General features: G+C 62.9%; 19 protein-coding genes and 1 tRNA gene. 6 read left to right on the forward strand and 14 right to left on the reverse strand.

The features are described 5' to 3' along the window. Positions 1-53: 53 nt before the first annotated feature. The 4 genes from pqqA to RYH74_RS18040 form a co-directional block, all read right to left on the reverse strand. Positions 54-125, reverse strand: a complete 72-nt coding sequence (gene pqqA, locus RYH74_RS18025; protein WP_003243383.1) for a pyrroloquinoline quinone precursor peptide PqqA — start codon at positions 123-125, stop codon at positions 54-56. A 158-nt stretch (positions 126-283) separates the two neighbouring features. Next, entirely contained in the window at positions 284-2584 is a 2301-nt protein-coding gene (pqqF, locus tag RYH74_RS18030) for a pyrroloquinoline quinone biosynthesis protein PqqF (RefSeq protein ID WP_317409856.1), read from the reverse strand. 158 nt (positions 2585-2742) lie between these two features. Then, the gene (locus RYH74_RS18035) at positions 2743-3537 is read right to left on the reverse strand and encodes a carbon-nitrogen hydrolase family protein (RefSeq protein ID WP_317409857.1); all 795 of its coding nucleotides are present in this window, start codon (positions 3535-3537) and stop codon (positions 2743-2745) included. 14 nt (positions 3538-3551) lie between these two features. Next, entirely contained in the window at positions 3552-5234 is a 1683-nt protein-coding gene (locus tag RYH74_RS18040; RefSeq protein ID WP_013970572.1) for a flavin monoamine oxidase family protein, read from the reverse strand. 612 nt (positions 5235-5846) lie between these two features. On the opposite strand from RYH74_RS18040, the gene RYH74_RS18045 reads away from it, so the two are divergent. Continuing rightward, positions 5847-6137 carry a hypothetical protein gene (locus RYH74_RS18045; RefSeq protein WP_075044400.1) on the forward strand — a complete coding sequence of 97 codons (291 nt, stop codon included), beginning with the start codon at positions 5847-5849 and terminating at the stop codon, positions 6135-6137. 13 nt (positions 6138-6150) lie between these two features. Here the strand turns inward: RYH74_RS18045 and RYH74_RS18050 are convergent, their stop codons facing one another. Continuing rightward, positions 6151-6612: an Lrp/AsnC family transcriptional regulator gene (locus tag RYH74_RS18050; RefSeq protein ID WP_015268712.1), complete on the reverse strand. Its 462-nt coding sequence runs from the start codon at positions 6610-6612 to the stop codon at positions 6151-6153. Between the two features lie 284 nt (positions 6613-6896). Here RYH74_RS18050 and RYH74_RS18055 point away from each other — a divergent pair, with 284 nt between their 5' ends. Together RYH74_RS18055 and RYH74_RS18060 are read left to right on the forward strand one after the other, a co-directional pair. Beyond that, on the forward strand, positions 6897-7139 hold the full coding sequence (locus tag RYH74_RS18055; protein ID WP_075046929.1) for a DUF4160 domain-containing protein: 243 nt from the start codon (positions 6897-6899) through the stop codon (positions 7137-7139). Then, positions 7136-7663, forward strand: coding sequence for a DUF2442 domain-containing protein (locus tag RYH74_RS18060; RefSeq protein WP_075044401.1), 528 nt, complete (start codon positions 7136-7138; stop codon positions 7661-7663). The genes RYH74_RS18055 and RYH74_RS18060 overlap by 4 nt, the downstream gene beginning before the upstream one ends. A gap of 57 nt (positions 7664-7720) precedes the next feature. On the opposite strand, the gene RYH74_RS18065 is transcribed toward RYH74_RS18060, so the two are convergent. From RYH74_RS18065 to rpsU, 5 genes are all read right to left on the reverse strand, one after another. Then, positions 7721-7797: transfer RNA gene (locus RYH74_RS18065), tRNA-Ile, on the reverse strand. A gap of 16 nt (positions 7798-7813) precedes the next feature. Continuing rightward, positions 7814-11557 (reverse strand): EAL domain-containing protein, encoded by a 3744-nt coding sequence (locus tag RYH74_RS18070; RefSeq protein ID WP_317409858.1) that lies wholly within the window; start codon positions 11555-11557, stop codon positions 7814-7816. Between the two features lie 280 nt (positions 11558-11837). Beyond that, positions 11838-13688, reverse strand: coding sequence for an RNA polymerase sigma factor RpoD (gene rpoD / locus RYH74_RS18075; protein ID WP_025337450.1), 1851 nt, complete (start codon positions 13686-13688; stop codon positions 11838-11840). A gap of 67 nt (positions 13689-13755) precedes the next feature. Beyond that, entirely contained in the window at positions 13756-15738 is a 1983-nt protein-coding gene (gene dnaG / locus RYH74_RS18080) for a DNA primase (protein ID WP_025337451.1), read from the reverse strand. Positions 15739-16041: 303 nt separating this feature from the next. Next, positions 16042-16257, reverse strand: a complete 216-nt coding sequence (gene rpsU / locus RYH74_RS18085) for a 30S ribosomal protein S21 (protein ID WP_003255575.1) — start codon at positions 16255-16257, stop codon at positions 16042-16044. A gap of 204 nt (positions 16258-16461) precedes the next feature. Between rpsU and tsaD the strand changes: the two genes are divergently transcribed. Continuing rightward, the gene (gene tsaD / locus RYH74_RS18090) at positions 16462-17487 is read left to right on the forward strand and encodes a tRNA (adenosine(37)-N6)-threonylcarbamoyltransferase complex transferase subunit TsaD (protein ID WP_025337452.1); all 1026 of its coding nucleotides are present in this window, start codon (positions 16462-16464) and stop codon (positions 17485-17487) included. A gap of 3 nt (positions 17488-17490) precedes the next feature. Here tsaD and plsY read toward each other — a convergent pair whose 3' ends face one another. Then, a complete protein-coding gene (gene plsY / locus RYH74_RS18095) occupies positions 17491-18060 on the reverse strand; it encodes a glycerol-3-phosphate 1-O-acyltransferase PlsY (RefSeq protein WP_013970581.1) in 570 nt (189 codons plus the stop codon). A gap of 74 nt (positions 18061-18134) precedes the next feature. Between plsY and folB the strand changes: the two genes are divergently transcribed. Both folB and folK read left to right on the forward strand, forming a co-directional pair. Further along, positions 18135-18491 (forward strand): dihydroneopterin aldolase, encoded by a 357-nt coding sequence (gene folB, locus RYH74_RS18100; protein WP_004375185.1) that lies wholly within the window; start codon positions 18135-18137, stop codon positions 18489-18491. Then, positions 18482-18991, forward strand: a complete 510-nt coding sequence (gene folK, locus RYH74_RS18105; RefSeq protein ID WP_286100911.1) for a 2-amino-4-hydroxy-6-hydroxymethyldihydropteridine diphosphokinase — start codon at positions 18482-18484, stop codon at positions 18989-18991. Before folB ends, folK begins: the two co-directional genes overlap by 10 nt. A 110-nt stretch (positions 18992-19101) precedes the next feature. Here folK and RYH74_RS18110 read toward each other — a convergent pair whose 3' ends face one another. The 3 genes from RYH74_RS18110 to RYH74_RS18120 are packed head-to-tail and all read right to left on the reverse strand — an operon-like array spanning position 19102 to position 23100. Next, complete coding sequence (locus RYH74_RS18110) at positions 19102-20208, reverse strand: multifunctional CCA addition/repair protein (protein WP_286100912.1); 1107 nt, start codon at positions 20206-20208, stop codon at positions 19102-19104. Positions 20209-20263: 55 nt separating this feature from the next. Next, positions 20264-21832 carry a SpoVR family protein gene (locus RYH74_RS18115; protein WP_317409859.1) on the reverse strand — a complete coding sequence of 523 codons (1569 nt, stop codon included), beginning with the start codon at positions 21830-21832 and terminating at the stop codon, positions 20264-20266. Next, a complete protein-coding gene (locus RYH74_RS18120; protein ID WP_013970586.1) occupies positions 21829-23100 on the reverse strand; it encodes a YeaH/YhbH family protein in 1272 nt (423 codons plus the stop codon). Before RYH74_RS18120 ends, RYH74_RS18115 begins: the two co-directional genes overlap by 4 nt. Positions 23101-23111: the final 11 nt, after the last annotated feature.

Consider the following 23111-nt stretch of genomic DNA (forward strand, 5'->3'; position numbering starts at 1 on the left):
GCGAAAAAACGAAAACGCCCCGGCAGGCCGAGGCGTTGAACCGTAAGCCGGGCTTAGCGGTTGGCGAAGTACATGGTGACTTCGAAGCCGATGCGCAGATCAGTGTATGCAGGTTTGGTCCACATGGAATTACTCCTTCCGGATGAGGGGGTGGGTTTGTCAGCTACTACTTGGGTACCGCCATTGGCTGGAGGTTCCCATGGCTGGGATTGCGCTATCTTACAAGAAAAATTTGTACCGAAAGGTTAATTATTCGAAAACTCCGTTGCGGTTTTCGTAACAATCATGGGGTTGTACCCAGCCAGGAAGCATCTGGTGCGGCAGCGTTGGCAAGGCATAGCCAAGTGGAGCCTGTATCGAGCAAGTGGCTCAGCAGATGGTCCAGATCCGTCTGCCGCGTTTTCAGGATAGACCTGCGCAGCGCATCCAGCTTGCCGGGTTGTGTGGCCAGGAATGTCTGCCACGCCCATTCGGCGACTTCGGCGTTGCCCATCGCCGGTTCATCGAATTGCCCGGCCAGGGCCTGACGAGCGGCAGGGGCCAGGGTGACGCCCTCGCGCAGCAAGGTGAGCAGGTGGTCGAGGATCTGTACCTGGCTGGCATGAGGCGACTGGACCCCGAACAGCAGGCCGCCGACCCCCTCGACCTGACGAAAGGTACTGAATACCGCATAGCCGAGTTGCAATTCTACCCGCAGCCGTTGGTAAACCGGCCCTTGCAGCAAATGGGCGAGCAGGCGGCCAGCGGCTTCCATGGCCGCCGGCAGTGGGCAGAACAGCAGCAGGGCATGCTCACTGCCAGGTACTTCGGCATGTTGCCAACGGTGGTTGGCCCAGGCGGGCAGAGGGCCAGGCGCCGAGCCTTGGCCAGGGCAGTGCTGCAGCACGGTGCCCAATGCGTTCAGGGCGGCATCGTCGAAGCCGGCAGCCAGGCCGTGCCAGCGTGCTTGCTGCCACAGGCTGTCGAGATGCGTCTGTGCCAGGGGGCAGGCCGGAGCAGGTGCAGGCTCGGCGTCCAACACGGCGTCGGGCAGCTGCTTGAGCAGGGCCCGGATGGGGATCAGTGCCGGAGGCTGCGTCGAACTCGGCAGCCAGCTTCCTGCCGGGGGCTTGAGCATCAGTGCCAAGGCCTGTTCCACAGTGCGCAATACCGCTGTCGGCAGCCCGGCGCAGCGCAGTTGCCAATATTCGCCAGCGGTACTGAACTGCAGCTGCACCGATACGCGCTCGCAGCGCTCCTGCAGGGGGTGCAAGGCGCGTTCGAGCAGCGCATGCAGGCGCTGGCGCAAGGGGGACGGGACATGCCAGCGCAGGTACAGCGCCGCGTACTGACGAGCGCCAGGCAGCTGGTCGCTGACTTTCAGTGCCGCTGGCAACGGGTGCGACCTGGCATCAGGCAAGTCGGCCAGGAGCAAGGGATCGACGGCAGGCAGTTGCCAGTGCCCATGTTCGCGGCCCGGCAGGCCTTCCAGCAGGGCGCGAAGGGCCTGCAAGCCTTGTGTGTCCAAACCGCTGAACGGCTGGCCGGCGCTGTCTCGGCGGGCCAGCTCAAGCGCGCTGGCGCTGTGTTCGCGGCTTTGCTGCAGCAGTTCGAACTCGGCACTCAAATGCTCAGGGGCGGCCTGGCGGATGAAGCCGAACCAGCCCTGCAACAGGGCATCGGCTTCCTCTGGGCAGGCGTCCTCGCTCAGCTTCAGATCAATGTGCCACAGCAACTGCCCAGCGAAGGCATACAGCGCCTCGGCCTTGAAGCCTTGCAGCCAGCCACGCTGGCGAAGCGCGTGCAGCCAGGTGCCCGGGCGGCTATCGCCGAGGCAGGCGATCAGCAACTCAAGGGCCTGGTCGGCACCTGCCGGCAGGTTTTCGTGGCTGAACAACAGGTGCGTGTCGGTCGTCGATAAAGGCGGTGGCAGAGCTTGTGGCACCCGTTCACCCGTTGCGAACAGCTTGGCGTGCTGCCGGCCCAGCAATTCCAGTTCATCCAGCGATTGCGGGCCGCACAGGCTCAGGGTGACCTGGCCGCCTTGGTAGAAGCGCTGGTGAAATCCACCGAGCGCTTGCTGGAAGGCAGGATCCTGGAAGGCCAGGGTGTGCCGGTTACCGGCATGAAAAGCGCCCAATGGATGGCCGGGCGCTGCCGATTGCAGTAAGGCGAACTGCTGCTGTGCCTGAGGGTTGCGCGACCAGGCAATGAACTCGGCATGGATTACTTCGCGTTCGCGGCGTTGGCGCTCGATGCCCAGGTCTGGTTCGGCCAACATCTGGCACAGGCGCTCCAGCCCCCCGGCCAGGGCGCTGGGTGGGACCTCGAAGAAGAAGTCGGTGGTGCGTTCGCGGGTGCTGGCGTTGACCTGGCCGCCGAGGGCCTGCACGTAGCGCATCAGGCCGTCGTCCAGAGGGAAGCACGAGGTGCCGAGGAAGAACAGGTGCTCCAGAAAGTGGGCCAGGCCGGGCCAATTGGTCGGCGCGTCGTGGCTACCCGCGTGCACCCGCAGGGCCGCGGCCGAGCGCTTCAGGCGCGGGGCGTGGCGCAGGGTCAGCTGCAGGCCGTTGGCGAGGGTGAGGTGGCGGGTGGCGTCAGGCATGGGGGCTCCGGTAACTGCTGTCCATGCTAACCCATTTGTTTGCAGGCCCGGCCTCTTCGCGGGTAAACCCGCTCCCACAGGCACTGCACAGCTTTCAGGCCTGTGATTTACCCTGTGGGAGCGGGTTTACCCGCGAATGGGCCGCACAGCGGCCCCTGTCAGCCTTTACGCAGATGCAGCTCCTGGCGCAGATCGCTCAGGTAAGGAAACGCCCCCCGCCCCTGCACCACCCGCTCATGCTCCAGCTCCGCCAGCAACTGGCATTCGTCCCGCCCGGCCATGGCCAGCAGGCTGCCATCTGGGCCGATGATGCTGCTCTGCCCGCAATACTGGATCTCGCCTTCCGAGCCGCAGTAGTTGGCATACACCAGGTAGCACTGGTTCTCCTGCGCCCGCGCCCTCACGGTCACCTGGCAGATGAAGTCGTACGGCGACATGTTCGCCGTCGGCACCAGGATCAGCTCGGCGCCGTCCAGCGCCAGGCGCCGGGCATTCTCCGGGAACTCGATGTCGTAGCAGATCAGCAGGCCGACCTTCCAGCCATCCAGGTCCACCACCGGGAAGTGATCGGAACCTGCGCTGAACATCGAGCGGTCCAGCTCGCCGAACAGGTGGGTCTTGCGATAGTTGCTCAGGCTGCGGCCGTGCGCATCGATCAACTGCACACTGTTGTAGATGGCGCCATCATCGCCACGCTCCGGGTAGCCATAGACGATTGCGATGCGGTGCGCCTGGGCGATCTCCACCACCTCCATGGCCGCCGGGCCATCGACGGCCTCGGCCAGGCGCTCGACCTGGTCCAGGCCGATGTTGTAGCCGGTCAGGAACATCTCCGGGCACACCAGCAAACTGGCGCCGCGTTCGGCCGCCAGTTGCGCCTGGTGGCGCAACCGTTGCAGGTTGCCGGGCACGTCCAGTGGCTTGGGTGCGCCCTGGAACAGAGCGATGCGCATGCTGCCTCCTTGTCTCAGTCCGGCAGGGCGATCGGGCCGATTTCGTCGAACACATCGCCTGGGCCGGGGTTGTCCGGGTGGGTGCGGCCACCGAAGTGATTCATGATACCCCACACCGCATTCAGCGATGTCTGTACCGCGCCTTCCACCCAGGCCGGCGTCCACGACACATCGTCACCGGCGATGAACATGCCGCGCTGCTCGGCAGGCATGTCCTGCTGCATGAAGTGCGCGTACATGCGCTGGTTGTAGCGGTAGTGCCCAGGCAGCGCGCCCTTGAAGGCGCCGAGGAAGTGCGGGTCGGCTTCCCAGGAAACGGTGATCGGGTCGCCGATGATGTGCCCGGCGATGTCGGTCTTCGGGTAGATCTTCTTCAGTGCATCCAGGGCCAGTTGCACGCGTTTTTCCACCGGGTGCGGCAGCATCTTCAGCGCATCGCTCATCCACGAGTAGGACAGGCAGATCACCCCCGGCTTGTCGTCACCGTTGTCGAACAGGTAGGTGCCACGGGTGAGGCGATCGGTGAGGGTCATGCTCATCAGGTCGCGGCCGGTTTCCGGGTCCTTGTCCTTCCAGAACGGCCGGTCGACCATGACGAAGGTCTTCGACGACTGCATGTAGCGGGTGCGGTCCAGGGCCATCCACATCTTTTGCGAGAACAGCGATTCCTCGCAGTCGATCTGGGTGGTCAGCAGCCAGGTCTGGCAGGTGGCGAGCACGGCACTGTAGTGACGGGTGTCGCCCCAGTTGTCGGTGACCGCCAGGCGGCCATCGGCGGCGCGGGCGATGCGCTTGACCCCGGTACGCGGTGCGCCGCCATGCAGCCCGCTCAGGCTTGTGCCTTCCGGCCAATGCACGCAACGCTCCGGTACATGGCGCCAGATGCCTTGCGGTACCTGCTCCACACCGCCGACTACCAGGTGTTGGTGGTCGTCGCAGTTGGTCATCACCACGCGGAAGATTTCCAGCATCGAGTTGGGGAAGTCCGAGTCCCAGCCGCCGGTGCCGAAGCCGACCTGGCCGAACACTTCGCGGTGCTGGAAGCTCAGCTGGGCGAACGAGCGCGAGGTGGCGACGAAGTCGTAGAAGGTGCGGTCGTCCCACAGCGGTACCAGCTTGTTCCACAGCTCTTTCAGGCGCGGTACGTCACGGTCGCGGATGGCCTGCTGGATGTCGGCGAACCGGGCACCGCTTTCCAGCGCGTCGGCCCAGGCATCGGCCACTTCGTGGAACAGCTTGGGCAGGTCGGTGGGTTTTTCGGCGTAGTAGGTCTGGCCTTCCAGGTCGATCACCGTGCTGCCCGAGGCCGGGGTCAGCGGGTTGGGGAACGGTTTGGTCTCCAGGCCCAGCTTGTCCACGTAGTGGTAAAAGGCAGTGGACGACACCGGGAAGCGCATGCCACCCAGTTCGGCGATGATCCCGTCGGTGCCGTTGAAGGTTTGCGAGCGCAGCCGGCCACCCAGCTTGGATGCTTCGTATACCACCGGCTTGAGGCCCAGCTTCATCAGCTCGTAGGCTGCCACCAGGCCGGCGATACCGGCGCCCACGATTGCCACTTCCTCACCATGGCGCTCGGCCGGGATGCTGCCCAGCCCTGCGGGGTGTTCCAGCCAGTCGTCGAAGGCGAAGGGGAAATCCGGGCCGAAGATGGTGACGGGTTTTTTACCATCGGCGGGGTGGCGGTTTTTCTTGTTCATGAAGTGACCTTGCCAGAGAGGCTGCGCAGCGGGCGGAGCCTGAGTATAGGAGATGCCTGGGGGCCATTTTAGGGAGTGGGGTGTTCGTTATTAAGGTGCAGATTGTTGTCTGAATGTAGCTTGTATCGTCGAAATAGTACTATTTAGGCGCATTACGACGAAGCAGGCGATTGACTAATCCAAGAGTGGAACCGGTCTATGTGGGAGCGGGTTTACCCGCGAATGCTGCAGTGAATCTACCGACGCATTCGCGGGTAAACCCGCTCCCACAGGGGGCTGTGTTGCCCTTGCCATGCGGTCGATCAGACATTGCCTACACCCATGCCATGAAATAGGGAATTACCCTACGCCCTCTACCGCCTCGGTCTGGCATCGCGGGAATCGCTTCATCGTTAACTTCACTGGGTCGCCGGAAATTCGGCGATCGGGCGTGAGAACCCGCGGACCATTCTGGAGGCGCACTGCTATGGCAGCTGTGCGCGGGCAGGCTTTGCCTGGCCGGGTACGCGCCTCCAAGTTCGCCGGTTCTCACCTCGTGCATGGCTGCCACCCAATTCCCGTGAGAAGGATGCGATTGGCCGCCGATCACCCTTGTGATTTGGAGGCTATACCATGACCAAACGCTTACCCGACCAACCCGAAAAACTGAAACCCACCGCAGAAAAAACCTTCTGCAACTGCGAATCCAGCCACCCGCCATTATTCGCCATACGCTCCGGCATCGACGCCGCAGACGCCTTGGTCCACGCCTGCCTGCTGGCCCGTGGTCTCAATCAGATCGCCACCGACTACGCCCAGCATCACGCCCCCGAGCGCAGCCGTGACATCGTCTGGTCGATGCAGCATTCCGCCGAAAGCCTTTCGGCGATTCTGGAAGGCCTGCTCGACGGCCAGGAGGCCTGACCGCCAGCCAGGTTCAGAGCGGCTGCCCGCGGTCCACCTTGCTGCTGAGAATGATCGACGTGGTGGTCTTCTCCACCCCGTCGACACTGCCGATCTGATCAAGCAACTGGTCCAGTTGCTCGGGCGAATCCGTACGCAGCCAGGCCACATAATCGAATTCCCCGCTCACTGCGCACAGCTGCTGCACCTGGCCCATGGCACTCAGGCGCCGCACCACCTCCTTGCCCGAGCGCGGCTGCACCTTGATCCCCACATACGCCTGCAGCCCCCCACCCATCACCCGCTGGCCCAGGCGTACGCCATAGCCGGAGATGACCTTGTTCTTCTCCAACCGCTCCAGGCGCGAGTTGACGGTGGTGCGGGCGATGCCCAGCTGGCGGGCGAGGGTGGCGACGCTTTCGCGGGCGTTTATCTGCAGCAGGGCGATCAGCTGGCGATCGATTTCATCCAGCGTGATGGAGCGGGAATCCGACATGGCGAGTCTCTACGGTTGACCCGCTAGCCTAGCCAGCCAGTGCTGGCCAGAGCAAGGGCAGTCACGGCTGGCTGCGCTGACGCGGTCCAATCTGGGGCGACCTGATGATCGGGGCGATGTCGCTGGGCACGCAGGACTTTACGGCGGGTATGACCTTCTGCAATCGGCGGCAGGCTGAGACGCGGTCGAGAGGGGAATAACCAAAAGAGTTACATTTTTGGGGCTGTGAACAGATTGGTCGGATGGTACTGTTTGGTGCAACCATTGCACTATATGATGAGCTCATGCCCACGATCCATCGATTATCCAATTGCGTAATCTATCTCTACGCAAACGACCATCTACCACCGCATTTCCATCTGCGTTTCAGTGATGGCCGTCAGGCACTGATTGGGATCAATGACCTGTCCCCGCTGGCCGGTTTCGGTGGTTCACGGGTTTCCTTGCGCGAGATGAGCGAGGCGCTTGAATGGGCTTCGCGGAACAGGGCTCGACTACTAGCAATGTGGGAGGAGCTGAATCCATGACCAACAAACATTTTCAACTCACAGAGGTGGCCGTCACTGCCCCTTGCACCTTGCTACTGACTTTTGCGGATGGGCAGCAATTCACCGTGGCGCTGGATGAAATCATTGAGAAGCACGCGACTCTGGGCCCGCTTGCGGATCCCAAGGTATTTGCAACGGCTGCGATTGGTGAGTGGCAAGACACAGTCATCTGGGCCAATGACGACAGTCTTGAACTTGCTGCGGACAACCTGCGCGCACGGGCGGTGGAGCAGGCAGGGGAGTGTTCACATGAGCTCATCTGGAACTGGATGGCTAAGCATGAGCTGACATTGGATCGCGCAGCTCGGGAATTGGGCTTGAGCAGGCGCATGTTGGCTTACTATCGTAGTGGAGAAAAGCCTGTGCCGAGGACGGTCGCTTTGGCGATGAAGGGATGGGAAGCACTTCGAATGGCTGACATGGAAGTGAGCCGTGCGCCCTATCACCTGCCTGGAAGCTTCGCAAATGAGGCGGCCGGGCATGCCCCGAAGAAGCGAGCGTGATTCACCGCCTGAACACAGACAAAAAAAGCCGCGCAATCGCGCGGCTTTTTTCGCATCTGGTGGGCCCACACGGACTCGAACCGTGGACCAAAGGATTATGAGTCCTCTGCTCTAACCGACTGAGCTATAGGCCCTCAGTAAGTGGCCGGATTATAACGAGGGTTTCGCACCTGTGCCATCTGAAAGATCCGATAGTGCTATGCGAAGAAACGTCGCCGCGAAGTCGTCCGGGGGCAGGGGCAGGCTGACGATGTAGCCCTGGATCTGCTCACAGCCTTCAGCCGCCAGGAAGCGTTGCTGGGCCTGGTTTTCCACACCCTCGGCAATGATGGTCAGCTGCATGCTGCGGCCCAGGGCGATGATCGCGCGGGCGATGGCGGCGTCGTGGGGGTCGTCGGGCAGGCCGCGGATGAACGATTTGTCGATCTTGAGGATGTCCAGCGGCAGGCGCTTGAGGTAGCTCAGCGATGAATAACCTGTGCCGAAGTCGTCGATGGCCAGCTGCACGCCCAGCTTCTTCAGCTGGTACAGCACGGCCAGGGCTTCCTCTGCCTGGCTCATGATGAAGTTTTCGGTGATTTCCAGCTGCAGGTCGCCGGCCTTGAGCTGGTAGTGCTTCAGCAACTGTTCGATGCGTCGGGCAAGGTGGGGGTGGCGCAGTTGGGCGCCGGCGAGGTTTATCGACAGCGGGCCAAAGGGGTCGTAGTGCATCTTCCAGGCCTGCATCTGCCGGCAGGCCTGTTCCAGCACCCAGTCGCCGATCTGGAGGATGGTGCCGTTCTCTTCCGCCAGGTGGATGAAGTGCTCTGGCGGCACTTCACCAAAGGTCGGGTGGCTCCAGCGGATCAGCGCTTCGGCGCCGACCAGGCTCTGGGTCTTGAGGCTGAGCTTGGGCTGGAAGCACAGGCTCAGTTCGTTGCGCTCGATGGCGCGGCGCAGTTCGTGCTCCAGGGCGATGCGTTCGCTGGCCTGGGCGGTGAGGTCGAGGGTGTAGGCTTCGACGCGGTTGCGGCCCTTGGCTTTGGAGCGGTACATGGCTGCGTCGGCGTTGCGAATCAGTGTGGAAACGTCGGTGCCGTCCTGTGGATAAAGGCTGATGCCGATGCTGGCGCTGGTGAAGAACTCGTGCTCGCCGGCTTGGAACGGCGCGTTGAAGCAGGTCAGCAGCTTGTTGGCGATGGCGCTGGCGTCACTGGGTTTGTGCAAGCCGGGCAGCAGGATGATGAACTCGTCGCCGCCCAGGCGGGCCACGGTGTCGACATCACGCACCTGCTCCTTCAGGCGTTGGGCGATGCCCTTGAGCAGCAGGTCGCCGACCGGGTGGCCGAGGCTGTCGTTGATGTGCTTGAAACGGTCGAGGTCAAGGAACAGCACCGCGCCCTTGCGGTTGGACACTTGCGAGCAGGTGAGTGCGGCCTGCAGGCGGTTCTCGAACAGGGCACGATTGGGCAGGCCGGTCAGCGGGTCGTGGTGGGCCTGGTAGTCGAGCTTGGCCTGGGCGTGCTTGAGGCTGGAGATGTCGGCAAACACGGCGACGAAGTGGGTGATCTCGCGCTCTCTGTTGCGCACGGCGCTGATGGTCAGCCAGCCGGGGTACAGCTCACCGTTCTTGCGCTTGTTGTAGATCTCGCCTTGCCAGTGGCCTTCGTCGGTCAGCTGGTGCCACATGGCGACATAGAACGCGCTGTCGTGCTGGCCGGAGGCAAGCAGGCGCGGGGTCTGGCCGAGGGCTTCGATCTCGCTGTAGCCGGTGATTTCGCTGAAGGCGCGGTTGACGGCACTGATGCGCTGGTCGATGTCGGTGATCAGCACGCCTTCGGCGGTGTTTTCGAACACGGTGGCGGCCAGCTGCAGTTTTTCCTGCATCAGGTGGCGCTCGGTGATGTCGCGGGCGATGGTCAGCATGCAGTCGTCGCCAGCAATCGGCAGCGGCCGTGCAGAGAGCTCGCAGAGGCGAATCTGCCCATCGCTGCGGCGCAGGTGGCACGTGAAGTCGCGTACGAAGCCGTCGCGGTTGAGCTGTTCGACCAGGCGCTTGCGTTCGTTGAGGTCGACCCAGATGCCCAGGTCCAGCGAGGTCTGGTCGAGGGTCGGGCTGAGGTCATAGCCGGTCAGGCGACAGAAGCCCTCGTTCACTTCGAGCAGCAAGCCGTCGCTCTGGCGCGACAGCAGCAGGCCATCGGGCGAGGCATGGAAGGCCTTGGCGAATTTCTCTTCCGAGGTTTGCAGCTGCTCCTGGGTTTCCTTGAGCTGGCTGATGTCGCGTACCGCCACCACCAGCGCGAGGTTGCCGTCGAGTTCGAAGGTTTCGGCCGAGGTCAGGCCGGTGAACAGTTGGCCGTTACTGCGGCGGAAGCTCATTTCCAGGTTGCGGATACCGCCCCGGTGCAGGCGTTCGAGCAGCCGCGGGCCGGTGCCTTCGACGCCCCACAGGTTGAGCTCGGTGGCGGTGCGGCCGATTACCTGGCCCGGGGTGAGGCCGATCTGCTCTTCGAAGGCTTCGTTCACCTCCAGCAGGCAGCCGTCGCTGTGGCGGGCGATCAGCAGGATGTCGGGGCACTGCTGGAACACTGAGGCGAACTTCTGCTCGGACAGACGCAGGGCGTCCTCGGTGCGCTTGGTCTCGCTGATGTCGATCATCAGGCCACGCATCACCGGCTGGTGGCCATGCTCGATCATGCTGACGATGTTGCGTACCCACAATGGCTGGCCATCGGCCCGGATTACCCGGTAGTCGAGGCTGTGGTCGCGCCCGGCGGCGGTTTCGCTGTCGCAGTAGGCCTGGGCCCAGAGGGCATCCTCCGGGTGCAGGATGCTGCGCCAGAAGCCGGGCTTGAGCCAGTCGGCCAATGGGTAGCCGAGCAGGCCTTCGGCGTGGGGTGAGACGTAGCTGTAGGTGAAGTCGTTGGCGTCGGCCTCCCAGGCGATTGCGGACAGGCTCTCGACCAGGCTGCGATAGTGGTACTCGCTGCTGCGCAGTTCCTGTTCCAGGGCGATGCGCCGGGAAATTTCCGAACTGAGCCGGCGGTTGATGCGGATGACCACTGCCAGCACGGCCATCAATACCAGCACCGCGGGCAGACCGTATACCAGCAGGTCCGACCAGAACATCCGTTGGTCGACCACATTGCCCACCCAGCGTTGCTGGATCTGGCTGACTTCGCCGCTGCTCATGTCGGCCATCACTTTGTCGAGAATGCCGACCAGCACCTTCTTGTCGCGCGGGGCAGCCATGGCCAGCTGGTAGCGGTAGGGCGTTTCACCGCTGACGTAGAGGCCGTCGAGCTTGAGCTGGCGCAGGCTCCAGATGCTTGAAGCGAGGTCGCCGACCACCGCGTCCACTTCGTCGGTGGCCAGGGCCTGCAGGGTGGAACTGACGTTGGGCAGGGCCACCAGGTTGAGGTCCGGGTGGTGGGTGCGCAGCAGTTCGTGCGGGGCGTAGTTTTCGACCACGGCAATCTTCAGACCGTACAGGTCGTCCAGGTTGCGCGGCTGTGCGCCGCCTTTGTGGGCGAGGATGACGATGGGGAAGTCGAGGTACGGCCGGGTGAAGGCCAGGTAGCCTTGCCGTTCGGGGGTGGACATGATGCCGGGCAGTAGGTCGATGCGGCTTTCACGGGCTTGCGCCAGTACCTCGGTCCAGCTGCTGGGTTCGACCGGTTTGAGCGTCACACCCAGGCGTTGCTGGATCGTGGCGATGTAATCGGCGGCCAATCCCTGGTATCGGCCCTCCTGGTCGCGAAACTCGAACGGTGGCCAAGAGGCGTCTACACCCAGGCTCAGCTGCGGGTGGGCAGCCAACCAGGCTTTCTCCTCGTCTGTCAGGGTCAGGGCGCCGGCCGCTGTGTTCCACAAAATCAGGAGCAGCAACAGGATGGCCGGCATCAGCGGCATAGCGGCCTCACATTCAAGTGGTATGAAGTCGAGTGTAGACGGGCATTGCTGCAGGTGTGCGGTGGAGGGCGGGCTTTGTGTTGTGGCGGTCGGCAGAGGCAGGTGAAGAGGAAATGGGGCCGCTGCGCAGCCCATCGCCGGCAAGCCAGCTCCCACAGGGATCGCGCAAGGCTGAAAGGTGGCGCAGTACCTGTGGGAGCCGGCTTGCCGGCGATGAGGCCAGAACAGGCAGTGGAAGGGCCGGAAAAGAAAAACCCCGGCCTGGGCCGGGGTTTTGTCATCACTCGTCGAGGAAGGAGCGCAGATGCTCGCTGCGAGTCGGGTGGCGCAGTTTGCGCAACGCCTTCGCTTCGATCTGACGGATCCGCTCGCGGGTCACGTCGAACTGCTTGCCCACCTCTTCGAGGGTGTGGTCGGTGTTCATGTCGATACCGAAACGCATGCGCAGCACCTTGGCTTCGCGTGCGGTCAGGCCCGAGAGCACGTCACGGGTGGCTTCCTTGAGGCTTTCGACCGTGGCCACGTCGATCGGGGACTGCATGGTCGAGTCCTCGATGAAGTCGCCCAGGTGCGAATCTTCGTCGTCACCGATCGGGGTTTCCATGGAGATCGGCTCTTTGGCGATCTTCAGTACCTTGCGGATCTTGTCCTCAGGCATTTCCATGCGCTCGCCCAGCTCTTCCGGGGTCGGTTCGCGACCCATTTCCTGCAGCATCTGGCGGGAAATACGGTTGAGCTTGTTGATCGTCTCGATCATGTGCACCGGAATACGGATGGTGCGCGCCTGGTCGGCGATCGAACGGGTGATCGCCTGGCGGATCCACCAGGTGGCGTAGGTCGAGAACTTGTAGCCGCGACGGTATTCGAACTTGTCCACCGCTTTCATCAAGCCGATGTTGCCTTCCTGGATCAGGTCGAGGAACTGCAGGCCACGGTTGGTGTACTTCTTGGCGATGGAGATCACCAGACGCAGGTTCGCCTCGACCATTTCTTTCTTGGCGCGGCGGGCCTTGGCTTCACCGATCGACATGCGACGGTTGATTTCCTTGATCTCGGCAACGGTCAGGCCGGTTTCGGTCTCAAGGTCGATCAGCTTCTGCTGGCAAGCGACGATGGCAGCGTCCTTTTCACCCAGGGCGGCAGCCCACTTGGTGTTGCGCTTGGCCAGGTCACCGCTCCAGGTCTGGTCGGTTTCGTTGCTCGGGAACATGCGCAGGAAGTCGGCACGCGGCATGCGGGCGTCACGCACGCACAGCTGCATGATGGCGCGTTCCTGCTGGCGCAGGCGGTTCAGGGCGTCACGAACACGCTCTACCAGTACCTCGAACTGCTTCGGTACCAGCTTGATCGGCATGAACAGGTCGGCCAGGGCCTGCAGGGCGTCGATGCTTTCCTTGTGGGCGCGACCGTTCTTCTTCAGGACCTTGTTGGTGGCCTGAAGCTGGTCGTTTACCGCACCGAAACGCTGGCGAGCGACTTCCGGGTCCGGGCCGCTCTCGGCCTCTTCCTCGTCGTCACCGCTTTCGGATTCTTCCTCGTCGTCGTCGGACTCTTCCTTCGCGGCGGCGGCCTTGGTGCCCGGGATCGGCACTTCTTCGGTCGGCGCGGCGATATTGTCATCAGGGTCGATGTAACCGCTGAGAACGTCGGACAGACGGCCACCTTCGGTGGTGACACGGTCATATTCGCCGAGAATGTAGTCGACAGTGCCCGGGAAGTGGGCGATGGCGCCCATGACTTCACGGATGCCTTCCTCGATACGCTTGGCGATTTCGATCTCGCCTTCGCGGGTCAGCAGCTCGACGGTACCCATTTCGCGCATGTACATGCGCACCGGGTCGGTCGTGCGGCCGATATCGGTTTCAACTGCCGCCAACGCAGCAGCGGCTTCTTCGGCCGCGGCTTCGTCGGTGTCGGCTTCCGCCAACAGAAGGGCATCCGCATCCGGAGCACTCTCGAATACGTTGATCCCCATGTCGTTGATCATGCGGATGATGTCTTCCACCTGTTCCGGATCTGAAATATCCTCAGGCAGGTGGTCGTTGACCTCCGCGTAAGTCAGGTAGCCCTGCTCACGACCGCGGGTGATCAACTCTTTGATACGAGACTGCTGTTGCGCTTTTCCGGACATAACACCCTATCCACTGAAGGTCTTGGCGGGCAAAAAACAAGCCGAGGATTATACCCGAGCATGGGCCTCACGCGCCAGATGAGGTCGGCGTTTGTGCGGGAACATTCCGGCTCAGCAGGGCGAGGAGCTGGGTTTTTTCCTCGCTGGTCAATTCGCTTTGACGTGATTTCCTGAGCAGTTGTTCCAGGCTGCGCTCGCGTTGGCGGGCGGACAAGCTAGTTATAGTGTCGAAAAACTGTTGTTCAAGGTTGTCGGCCACGATCAGCCATTCCTTTTCCGCCAGGGCCCGCAGCAGGCGCCCCTGTTCGGTGCCGTGCCAACGTGCGATCAACTGCATTGAGCTTAGCCCAGGATTTTTCTGCGCGGCTTCGATCAGTGCCACCAGAAGCTGGCTGTACAGGTGTTCTTCGTCGGCGAAGTGGCTGGCATCCTCCACCTTGCCGGCCAGCAGCGGGTGGTGCAGCAGGGTGCGCAGGGCGGCCAGGGTGGGCGGCTCGACCGGGGCCGGTACGCGTGGTGGCGCTTCGTCACGTTGCTGCCATGGCTTGCCACCCTTGCGGTTCTTGTCCCAGGGTTTGTCGCTCCACTGCTTCTTGCCAGCGCCCTTGTTCGGCTTCCACTCCTGTTCCTGATGAACGGGGGCGAAGTCGTGCTGCGGCATGTCGCCGTAGTCGGGGGTGTAGCTGGCCATGGCGTCGTAGTCGTAGCCAGGGTCGTAGTCCGGCACGCTGCTGGCGGCCGGTGCGTGTTGCGCCAGTTGCTCGACCTGCTGCGGGTCGAGGCCGGTGATTTCCTTCAGGCGGTTGCGCATCAGCTGGCGCAGGTTGGCGCCGGGGATCTTTTCGATCAGCGGTGCGGCCAGGGTTGCCATATGCGCCTTGCCTTCCAGCGAGCGCGGGTCGGCTTCGACGCCTAGTTGCTCGAAGAAGTAATCGGCCAGCGGTTGGGCGTGCTGGTTGATGCGGGCCATGAAGGCATCGGTACCTTCGGCGCGCACCAGGCTGTCCGGGTCTTCGCCTTCGGGCAGGAACAGGAAGCGCGCGCGGCGGCCGTCCTGCAGGTTCGACAGGGTCGACTCCAGGGCGCGCCAGGCGGCCTTGCGCCCGGCCTGGTCACCGTCGAAGCAGAACAGCACGCTGGGTACCACGCGGAACAGGCGCTTGAGGTGCTCTTCGCTGGTGGCGGTGCCGAGGGTGGCCACGGCGTTGCGCAGGCCCTGCTGGGCCAGGGCAATCACGTCCATGTAGCCCTCGACAACGATGATTTCGTCGAGGTTGCGGTTGTGCTTGCGTGCCTCGTACAGGCCGTAGAGTTCCTGGCCCTTGTGGAACACCGGGGTTTCCGGGGAGTTCAGGTACTTGGGTTTGTCGTCGCCAAGCACCCGGCCACCGAAGGCGATGATGCGCCCGCGGCTGTCGCGGATCGGGAACATCACCCGGTCGCGGAAGCGGTCGTAGCGCTTGCCGCTTTCGGCGTTCTCGATCAGCAGGCCGGCATCGATCATCACCTTCTGCTGCAGGGTGTCGGCACCCAGGTGCTTGAGCAGGTTGTCCCAGCCTGGCGGGGCGAAGCCCAGGCCGAAGTCGCGGGCGATTTCCCCGGACAGGCCGCGGCCCTTGAGGTAATCCACCGCCGCCTTGCGGGTCGGGTGGCTGCGCAGGGCCTGGCGGTAGAACTCCGAGGCAGCGTCCAGCAGCGGGTACAGTGGCGAGTCGGTTGGCTGGCGCGGCTTGTGGTCGCGGCGGCCTTGCTCGCGGGGCACTTCCATGCCGGCGGCGCGGGCCAGCTCCTCGACGGCCTGGGGGAAGTCCAGGTTGTCGTGGTCCATGACGAAGCCCAGGGCGTTGCCGCCGGCACCGCAGCCGAAGCAGTAGTAGAACTGCTTGTCGGGGCTGACCGTGAAGGAAGGGGTCTTTTCCTTGTGGAACGGGCAGCAGGCGGAGTAGTTCTTGCCGGTTTTTTTCAGCTGGACGCGCGAACTCACCACGTCGACGATGTCGAGGCGGTTGATAAGGTCGTCGATGAAACTCTGGGGAATCAGCCCGGCCATGGCAGTCTCGTCATCTGGCAGCTGGCAAGTCTAATCGCTCACGCGCCGGATGGGGCGAGTGCCGCTTGGGAAAGTGCGAGGGAATGTGTGCTCGTCGCCGGCCCCTGAGGGCCCGTCAGTCGGACGTGCACGTCTGGTCATACAACAAGGAGGACCAGCTCTGACGTTTCAGGCAGGTTGCCCATGTGCAGTTCGCATGAAGCTTGTGCGGGGCCTTGAGCTAGCTGCTCAAGTTTGAAGCGACCACTGCCATCGCCCGGCGGTTAGCCGGGCAGGGCAGAAGCTTTGCGTAGAACGTCTGTATTAGTACAGACGAACGGCGCGGCGCTGTTCGCGCTGAACTTTCTTGGCGTGACGCTTAACAGCAGCAGCTGCTTTGCGCTTACGCTCGGCGGTCGGCTTCTCGTAAAACTCGCGGCTACGAACTTCAGCCAGTACACCGGCTTTTTCGCAGGAGCGCTTGAAACGACGCAGAGCTACGTCGAAGGGTTCGTTCTCTTTAACTTTGACGGCTGGCATCCAGGGCTACCTTAATTCATTACCGGGGTAGACGTGCTCCTGGCAAAACAAAGGTGTGCTGGAGAACGTCGGTTTTCAAGGGTTGCGGATGTTAACCCTTAGCAAGCCGGAATGCAAAGCCTCTGATCGAAAACCGCTGGTCGGCATCCGACACGGGGACTATCATGCGCGGCTTCGAATTCAGCCCCCACAAGGGACGAACCCATGCTAGTACTGGGATTGGAAACATCCTGCGACGAAACTGGCGTCGCATTATACGACAGCGAACGCGGTTTGTTGGCCGACGCGCTGTTCAGCCAGATCGACCTGCACCGCGTGTTCGGCGGTGTGGTGCCAGAGCTTGCCTCGCGTGACCACGTCAAGCGCATGCTGCCACTCATCCGCCAGGTGCTGGATGAGGCCGGCTGCGTCGCCACCGAGATCGACGCCATCGCCTACACCGCGGGCCCTGGCCTGGTCGGTGCCCTGCTGGTGGGGGCCTCCTGCGCCCAGGCGCTGGCCTTTGCCTGGGACATCCCGGCGATTGGCGTACACCACATGGAAGGCCACCTGCTGGCACCCATGCTGGAAGAAAACCCGCCGGAGTTTCCGTTCGTCGCTTTGTTGGTTTCCGGTGGCCACACGCAGTTGGTGCGGGTCGATGGCATCGGCCAGTACGAGCTGCTGGGCGAGAGCCTGGATGACGCCGCTGGCGAAGCGTTCGACAAGACCGCCAAGCTGATCGGCCTGAACTACCCCGGTGGCCCGGAAATCGCCCGCCTGGCCGAGCGCGGCGTGCCTGGCCGCTTCGTGTTCCCGCGGCCGATGACCGACCGCCCGGGCCTGGAGTTCAGCTTCAGCGGCCTGAAAACCTTTGCCCTGAACACCTGGCAGCAGTGCCGCGATGCCGGCGACGACAGTGAGCAAACCCGTTGCGACCTGTCCCTGGCATTCCAGCAGGCGGTGGTGGAGACTTTGACCATCAAGTGCAAGCGGGCGTTGAAGCAGACTGGCCTCAAGCGTCTGGTCATTGCTGGTGGCGTCAGCGCCAACAAGGCCTTGCGTGCGTCCCTCGAGGACATGCTCGGCAGCATCAAGGGCAACGTGTACTACGCGCGCCCGCAGTTCTGCACCGACAACGGCGCGATGATCGCCTATGCCGGTTGCCAGCGGTTGTTGGCCGGGCAAAAGCAGGACCTGGCAATCAGCGTGCAGGCACGCTGGCCGATGGAGCAGTTGCCGCCGGTTTAAGCGTTAGAAGTGCCGTTCGCGGCCTGCGAACAGGTCGCGCAGGTTGCTGCGGTGGCGCCATACGATCATCGCCGTCAGCACAGTGATCGGCAGCAGGGCCTCTGGCTCGCGCCAGGCCAGCAATGGCAAGGTCAGCGGTGTGGCTATCAGCGCCGCCAGCGAGCTGGTGCGGGTGAGGTAGAAGGTCAGCAACCAGGCACCGATGGCCAGCAGCGCGGCCGGGAAGTACAGGGCCATGAGCATGCCGGCGGCGGTTGCCACGCCCTTGCCGCCCTGGAAGCGGAAGTACAGCGGGAACAGGTGGCCCAGCACTGCGCACACGCCAACCCAGGCCTGCGCGTGCAGGTCCAGCCCGGCACCGCGGGCGAGCAATACCGGCAACAGGCCCTTGCACAGGTCGCCAAGCAGGGTCAGGATCGCCAGTTTGCGGCCTGCCAGGCGTAGCATGTTGGTGGCGCCGGCATTGCCTGAACCGCTGGAACGCGGGTCCGGGCTGCCCGTAAGGCGGCTGAGGACGATGGCGAAGGACAGCGAGCCGAGCAGGTAGGCGAGCAACGCCAGTAACCAAAACATGCTAACTATTCCGGGCGAGGACGCCCTGATTCTAACGGCGCCAGTCGCCCTTGTCGTGCTGTGGAGAGAAGTGCTTGGACAGAGTGTTCATCGAAGGCCTGGAAGTCGATACCGTCATCGGTGCCTATGACTGGGAGCGGGATATTCGCCAGTGCTTGCGCCTGGACCTGAGCTTTGCCTGGGACAACCGCCCGGCTGCGGCCGGTGACGACCTGAACCTGGCACTGGACTATGCCAGTGTGTCGGCGCGCATCCAGGCATTTGCCGAACAGGCCCGTTTCGAGTTGGTGGAAACCTTCGCCGAGCGCCTGGTGGCGACGTTGATGGAAGAGTTCCACATCCCGTGGGTGCGGTTGAAACTGACCAAGCCGGGTGCGGTGCCGGCGGCCCGTGGTGGTGTTGGCGTGGAGATCGAGCGCGGATGTCTCTGAGCACGGTTTACCTGGGCCTTGGCAGCAACATCGACCGGGAGGTGCATTTGTGCGCCGGGCTCGATGCGTTGGCGGGCATCCTGACCGACATGCGCTTTTCGCCGGCGTTCGAAAGCCAGGCAGTGGGGATCAAGAGCGGGCCGTTCATCAACTTCGTGGTGACCGGGCAGACTGCGTTGCCGTTGATCGAACTGGACCGCCGGTTGAAGTTCATCGAGGCCGACAATGGCCGCTATGCGCCGGACCGCAAGGGCCTGCCGCTGGATATCGACGTGCTGATGTATGACGGCCTGCACGGCACGTTCGACGGGCTGGTATTGCCTCGGGCCGAGATCCTGAAGAACGCCTTTGTGCTGTGGCCGCTGTCGCTGCTGGCGCCGGAGCTGGTGCATCCGGGGGTAGGCAAGACAATGGCGCAGTTGTGGCAGGAGGCGCGGATTGATCAGGTGTTGGCCCCGGTTGCCTTTGAGTGGCGTGGGCTGCAGCTGACTCCCGCGTAAGCCTGTACCGGCCCTTTCGCGGCTAAAGCCGCTCCCACAGGTACAGCGACAACCTCGAGAGCAACGCTGTACCTGTGGGAGCGGCTTTAGCCGCGAAGGGGCCGGTATGTTCAGCCTAGCTTGTAAGCCTCGAGCGCTTTCAGCCGCTCACCTTTGAGCGCTTCACCCAAGGCCTGGCCAGTCAGCCCAGCCTGCACCAACGGCTTGACATCCACTGCCCGCGCCGCCGCCGCTGCTCCTCGCAGGTAGTCTGCCTGTGGATAACCCGCTTTGCCCTCGCCCAGCGCTGTCATCTCGCAAGCGATCAGGAAGTCTTCGAACCGCTGTGGCCGCCGGTACACATCGAACTTCTGCAACAGCTCCAGCAGTGCCGTGGCAGGCAGCTCCTGCGCCTGGTTGCCCAGCTTCAGGCACTCACCCGTCAGCAGCGCCAGCTCCTGGCACTCCCGCGGCGCCTTCAGGCGCTGGTTGATGGCTTTGATCGCGGCCGGTGCCAGCGACTGCAGCAGGCAGGCCCAGCGTACATGCAGGGGCTGTTCGTGCATTGCCGCCTGTTCCAGCGCCGCCAGGGCCTGGGGGGCGTCATCAAGCTCTGGCAGCAGCTCCTGCAGGGCCCCACAAGCATGCAGCACCTGGAAAAACACCTGCGGCTGCGCCTCCATCAGTGCCCGCTCGATTTCCTTCCAGCTGCGCTCGGCGGTCAGTGCCTGCAGTTCGCCCGAGGCGCTGATCTGGCGCATCAGCTCAAGCGTCTCGTCGGCAACCCGGAAACCCAGCGGCGCATAACGGGCAGCAAAGCGCGCAACACGCAGCACACGCAATGGATCTTCGGCGAATGCCGGGGAAACATGGCGTAAAAGGCGCTGGTCGAGATCACTCTGGCCGTGATAGGGGTCGTACACCGTACCCGTCTCGTCCTCGGCCATCGCATTGATGGTCAGGTCACGGCGGATCAGGTCTTCTTCCAGGGTCACATCGGGGCTGGCGTGGAAGGTGAAGCCGCCGTAGCCGCGCCCGCTCTTGCGCTCGGTGCGGGCCAGGGCATATTCCTCGCCGGTTTTCGGGTGCAGGAACACCGGGAAATCAGCGCCGACCGGGCGAAAGCCCTTGGCGTGCATTTCCTCGACCGTGGCGCCGACCACCAGCCAGTCGATATCGCTGACAGGGCGGCCGAGCAGGCGGTCGCGCACGGCGCCGCCAACTTTGTAGATGTGCATGTGCAGCTCTCCATAACTGCCGACAGGATACCCTGTCGGCACTCATGGCGTGGCACTAGAGGTGGTGGATGACGGCCAGGTCCATGCGGCCGTAGTCGGCACTTTCGCCGTGCTCGCCGCGTGGTGGCATGTGGTGGGTCTTCATCACCTGCTCGCCCTGGACGGTCTCCAGGTGGATGTCGAAGCCCCACAGGCGGTGCAGGTGCTTGAGCACTTCGTCCGTAGAGTCGCCCAGCGGTTTGCGGTTGTGTTGCTGGTGACGCAAGGTCAGCGAGCGGTCGCCGCGACGGTCGACGCTCCAGATCTGCACGTTCGGTTCGCGGTTGCCCAGGTTGTACTGCGCCGCCAGTAGTTCGCGAATGGTCCGGTAGCCGGCCTCGTCGTGGATGGCAGGTACATACAGGTCGTCGCGCTGGTCGTCATCGAGGATGCTGAACAGCTTCAGATCGCGCATGACCTTCGGCGACAGGTACTGCAGGATGAAGCTCTCGTCCTTGAAGCTGCTCATAGCGAACTTGATGGTAGAAAGCCAGTCACTGCCGGCAATGTCGGGGAACCAGCGGCGATCTTCTTCAGTCGGGCTTTCGCACATGCGGCGGATGTCGGTGTACATCGCAAAACCCAGTGCGTAAGGGTTGATGCCGTTGTAGTAGGGGCTGTCGAAGCCGGGCTGGAACACCACGCTGGTGTGCGACTGCAGGAACTCCATCATGAAGCCTTCGGTGATCAGCCCCTCGTCGTACAGGTCGTTCATCAGCGTGTAGTGCCAGAACGTCGCCCAGCCTTCGTTCATCACCTGGGTCTGGCGCTGCGGGTAGAAATACTGGGCGATCTTGCGCACGATGCGCACCACTTCACGTTGCCAGGGCTCCAGCAGTGGGGCGTTCTTCTCGATGAAATACAGGATGTTTTCCTGCGGTTCGGCGGGGAAGCGCGCATCATCGCGCTCGTTACCCTTGTCGGCACTCTTCGGAATGGTCCGCCACAGGTCATTGATCTGCCGCTGCAGGTGCTCCTCGCGCTCCTTCTGCCGCCGCCGCTCCTCTTCGGCGGAAATCGGATAAGGCCGCTTGTAACGGTCGACGCCGTAGTTCATCAGGGCGTGGCAGGAGTCGATCAGGTCTTCCACGGCATCGATGCCATGGCGCTCTTCGCACTGGGCGATGTACTGCTTGGCGAACACCAGATAGTCGATGATCGAGCTGGCGTCGGTCCAGGTGCGGAACAGGTAGTTGCCCTTGAAGAAACTGTTATGGCCGTAGCAGGCATGGGCGATCACCAGTGCCTGCATGCACATGGTGTTTTCTTCCATCAGGTAGGCGATGCACGGGTCGGAGTTGATCACGATCTCGTAGGCCAGGCCCATCTGGCCACGGCTGTAGGACTTCTCCGTGCTGAGGAACTGCTTGCCGTAGGACCAGTGGTGATAACCCAGCGGCATGCCGACCGAGGCGTAGGCGTCCATCATCTGCTCGGCGGTAATCACCTCGATCTGGTTGGGGTAGGTGTCCAAGGCGTAACGCTCGGCCAGGCGGCTGATTTCCCGGTCGTAGGTCTGGATCAGTTCGAACGTCCACTCGGACCCGGTGGAAATAGGTTGGCGTCTCTGTGCTCTGGCGGTCATGTGGCTAACCTGCGCTGGAAGAGTTCACGGAAGACCGGGTAGATATCGCCGGCCGATACCAACTGCTGCTGGGCGAACGTGTCGGGGAAGGCTTCGCCGATGCGCTCGTATTCGTACCACAGCGCCTGGTGTTCACGCGGGGTTATTTCAACGTAAGTGTAGTACTGCACATGCGGCATGATCTGCTTGGCCAGGATGTCGCGGCAGATCGGCGAGTCGTCGTTCCAGTTGTCGCCGTCGGAAGCCTGGGCGGCGTAGATGTTCCAGTCGCTGGCCGGGTAGCGTTCGGCCATGACCTCCTGCATCAGTTTGAGTGCGCTGGAAACGATGGTGCCGCCGGTTTCCCGCGAATAGAAGAATTCTTCCTCGTCGACTTCACGGGCGCTGGTGTGGTGGCGGATGAACACCACTTCGATGCGGTCGTAGTTACGCTTGAGGAACAGGTACAGCAGGATGAAGAAGCGCTTGGCGATGTCCTTGGTGGCCTGGGTCATCGAGCCGGACACGTCCATCAGGCAGAACATCACCGCCTTGGAGCTGGGGTTGGGCTGCTTGACCAGCAGGTTGTACTTGAGGTCGAAGGTGTCGAGGAAGGGCAGGCGGTTGATGCGTGCCTTCAGGCGTTCGATTTCGTGTTCGACTTCCTGGATATCGGTGAAGTTGTCGGGTTCCTCGACCTTCAGGCGGGCGAGTTCCTTCTGCGCTTCGCGCAGCAGTGCGCGGCTGCTGCCGGTCAGGGCGATGCGCCGGGCATGGGCCGAACGCAGGGTGCGCACGATGTTGATGCGGGACGGGTTGCCTTCGTTGGCGATACCGGCGCGCACGGTCTTGAAGGTGTCGGCCCCGGTCAGGTGACGTTTGACCAGGTTGGGCAGCTCGAGGTCCTCGAACATGAACTCGAGGAATTCTTCCTGGGTGATCTGGAAGACGAAGTCGTCCATGCCTTCGCCGGAGTTGCCGGCCTTGCCTCGGCCGCTGCCACCGCCACCGCCTTGTGGCCTGGGGATGTGTTCACCGGCGGTGAATTCCTTGTTGCCTGGGTGCACGATGGTCTGCTTGCCCCCGCGACCATGGTGCAGCACCGGTTCGTCGATGTCGCGCCCCGGAATGCTGATCTGCTCGCCATGTTCCATGTCCATGATGGAACGGCGGCTTACCGCCTCTTCGACGGCTTTCTTGATGTGTTCGCGGTACCGCCGCAGGAAGCGCTGGCGGTTCACCGTGCTCTTGTTCTTGCCGTTCAGGCGTCGATCTATAACGTAGCTCATGGTCCCTCCGG

Origin of the sequence: Pseudomonas sp. LSJ-87, assembly GCF_032971465.1 — a bacterium.
In the GTDB taxonomy this organism is placed as follows: Bacteria; Pseudomonadota; Gammaproteobacteria; order Pseudomonadales; family Pseudomonadaceae; genus Aquipseudomonas; species Aquipseudomonas putida_Z.

What these genes read in the sequence shown, in the direction of transcription:
- RYH74_RS18040 (WP_013970572.1), bottom strand. Translation starts at nt 5,234, where the DNA reads ATGAACAAGAAAAACCGCCACCCCGCCGATGGTAAAAAACCCGTCACC.
- RYH74_RS18110 (WP_286100912.1), bottom strand. Translation starts at nt 20,208, where the DNA reads ATGCACATCTACAAAGTTGGCGGCGCCGTGCGCGACCGCCTGCTCGGC.
- RYH74_RS18050 (WP_015268712.1), bottom strand. Translation starts at nt 6,612, where the DNA reads ATGTCGGATTCCCGCTCCATCACGCTGGATGAAATCGATCGCCAGCTG.
- RYH74_RS18070 (WP_317409858.1), bottom strand. Translation starts at nt 11,557, where the DNA reads ATGCCGCTGATGCCGGCCATCCTGTTGCTGCTCCTGATTTTGTGGAAC.
- rpoD (WP_025337450.1), bottom strand. Translation starts at nt 13,688, where the DNA reads ATGTCCGGAAAAGCGCAACAGCAGTCTCGTATCAAAGAGTTGATCACC.
- plsY (WP_013970581.1), bottom strand. Translation starts at nt 18,060, where the DNA reads ATGTTTTGGTTACTGGCGTTGCTCGCCTACCTGCTCGGCTCGCTGTCC.
- pqqF (WP_317409856.1), bottom strand. Translation starts at nt 2,584, where the DNA reads ATGCCTGACGCCACCCGCCACCTCACCCTCGCCAACGGCCTGCAGCTG.
- RYH74_RS18055 (WP_075046929.1), top strand. Translation starts at nt 6,897, where the DNA reads ATGCCCACGATCCATCGATTATCCAATTGCGTAATCTATCTCTACGCA.
- RYH74_RS18045 (WP_075044400.1), top strand. Translation starts at nt 5,847, where the DNA reads ATGACCAAACGCTTACCCGACCAACCCGAAAAACTGAAACCCACCGCA.
- dnaG (WP_025337451.1), bottom strand. Translation starts at nt 15,738, where the DNA reads ATGGCCGGGCTGATTCCCCAGAGTTTCATCGACGACCTTATCAACCGC.
- RYH74_RS18035 (WP_317409857.1), bottom strand. Translation starts at nt 3,537, where the DNA reads ATGCGCATCGCTCTGTTCCAGGGCGCACCCAAGCCACTGGACGTGCCC.
- RYH74_RS18120 (WP_013970586.1), bottom strand. Translation starts at nt 23,100, where the DNA reads ATGAGCTACGTTATAGATCGACGCCTGAACGGCAAGAACAAGAGCACG.
- rpsU (WP_003255575.1), bottom strand. Translation starts at nt 16,257, where the DNA reads ATGCCAGCCGTCAAAGTTAAAGAGAACGAACCCTTCGACGTAGCTCTG.
- folK (WP_286100911.1), top strand. Translation starts at nt 18,482, where the DNA reads ATGTCTCTGAGCACGGTTTACCTGGGCCTTGGCAGCAACATCGACCGG.
- tsaD (WP_025337452.1), top strand. Translation starts at nt 16,462, where the DNA reads ATGCTAGTACTGGGATTGGAAACATCCTGCGACGAAACTGGCGTCGCA.
- RYH74_RS18060 (WP_075044401.1), top strand. Translation starts at nt 7,136, where the DNA reads ATGACCAACAAACATTTTCAACTCACAGAGGTGGCCGTCACTGCCCCT.
- RYH74_RS18115 (WP_317409859.1), bottom strand. Translation starts at nt 21,832, where the DNA reads ATGACCGCCAGAGCACAGAGACGCCAACCTATTTCCACCGGGTCCGAG.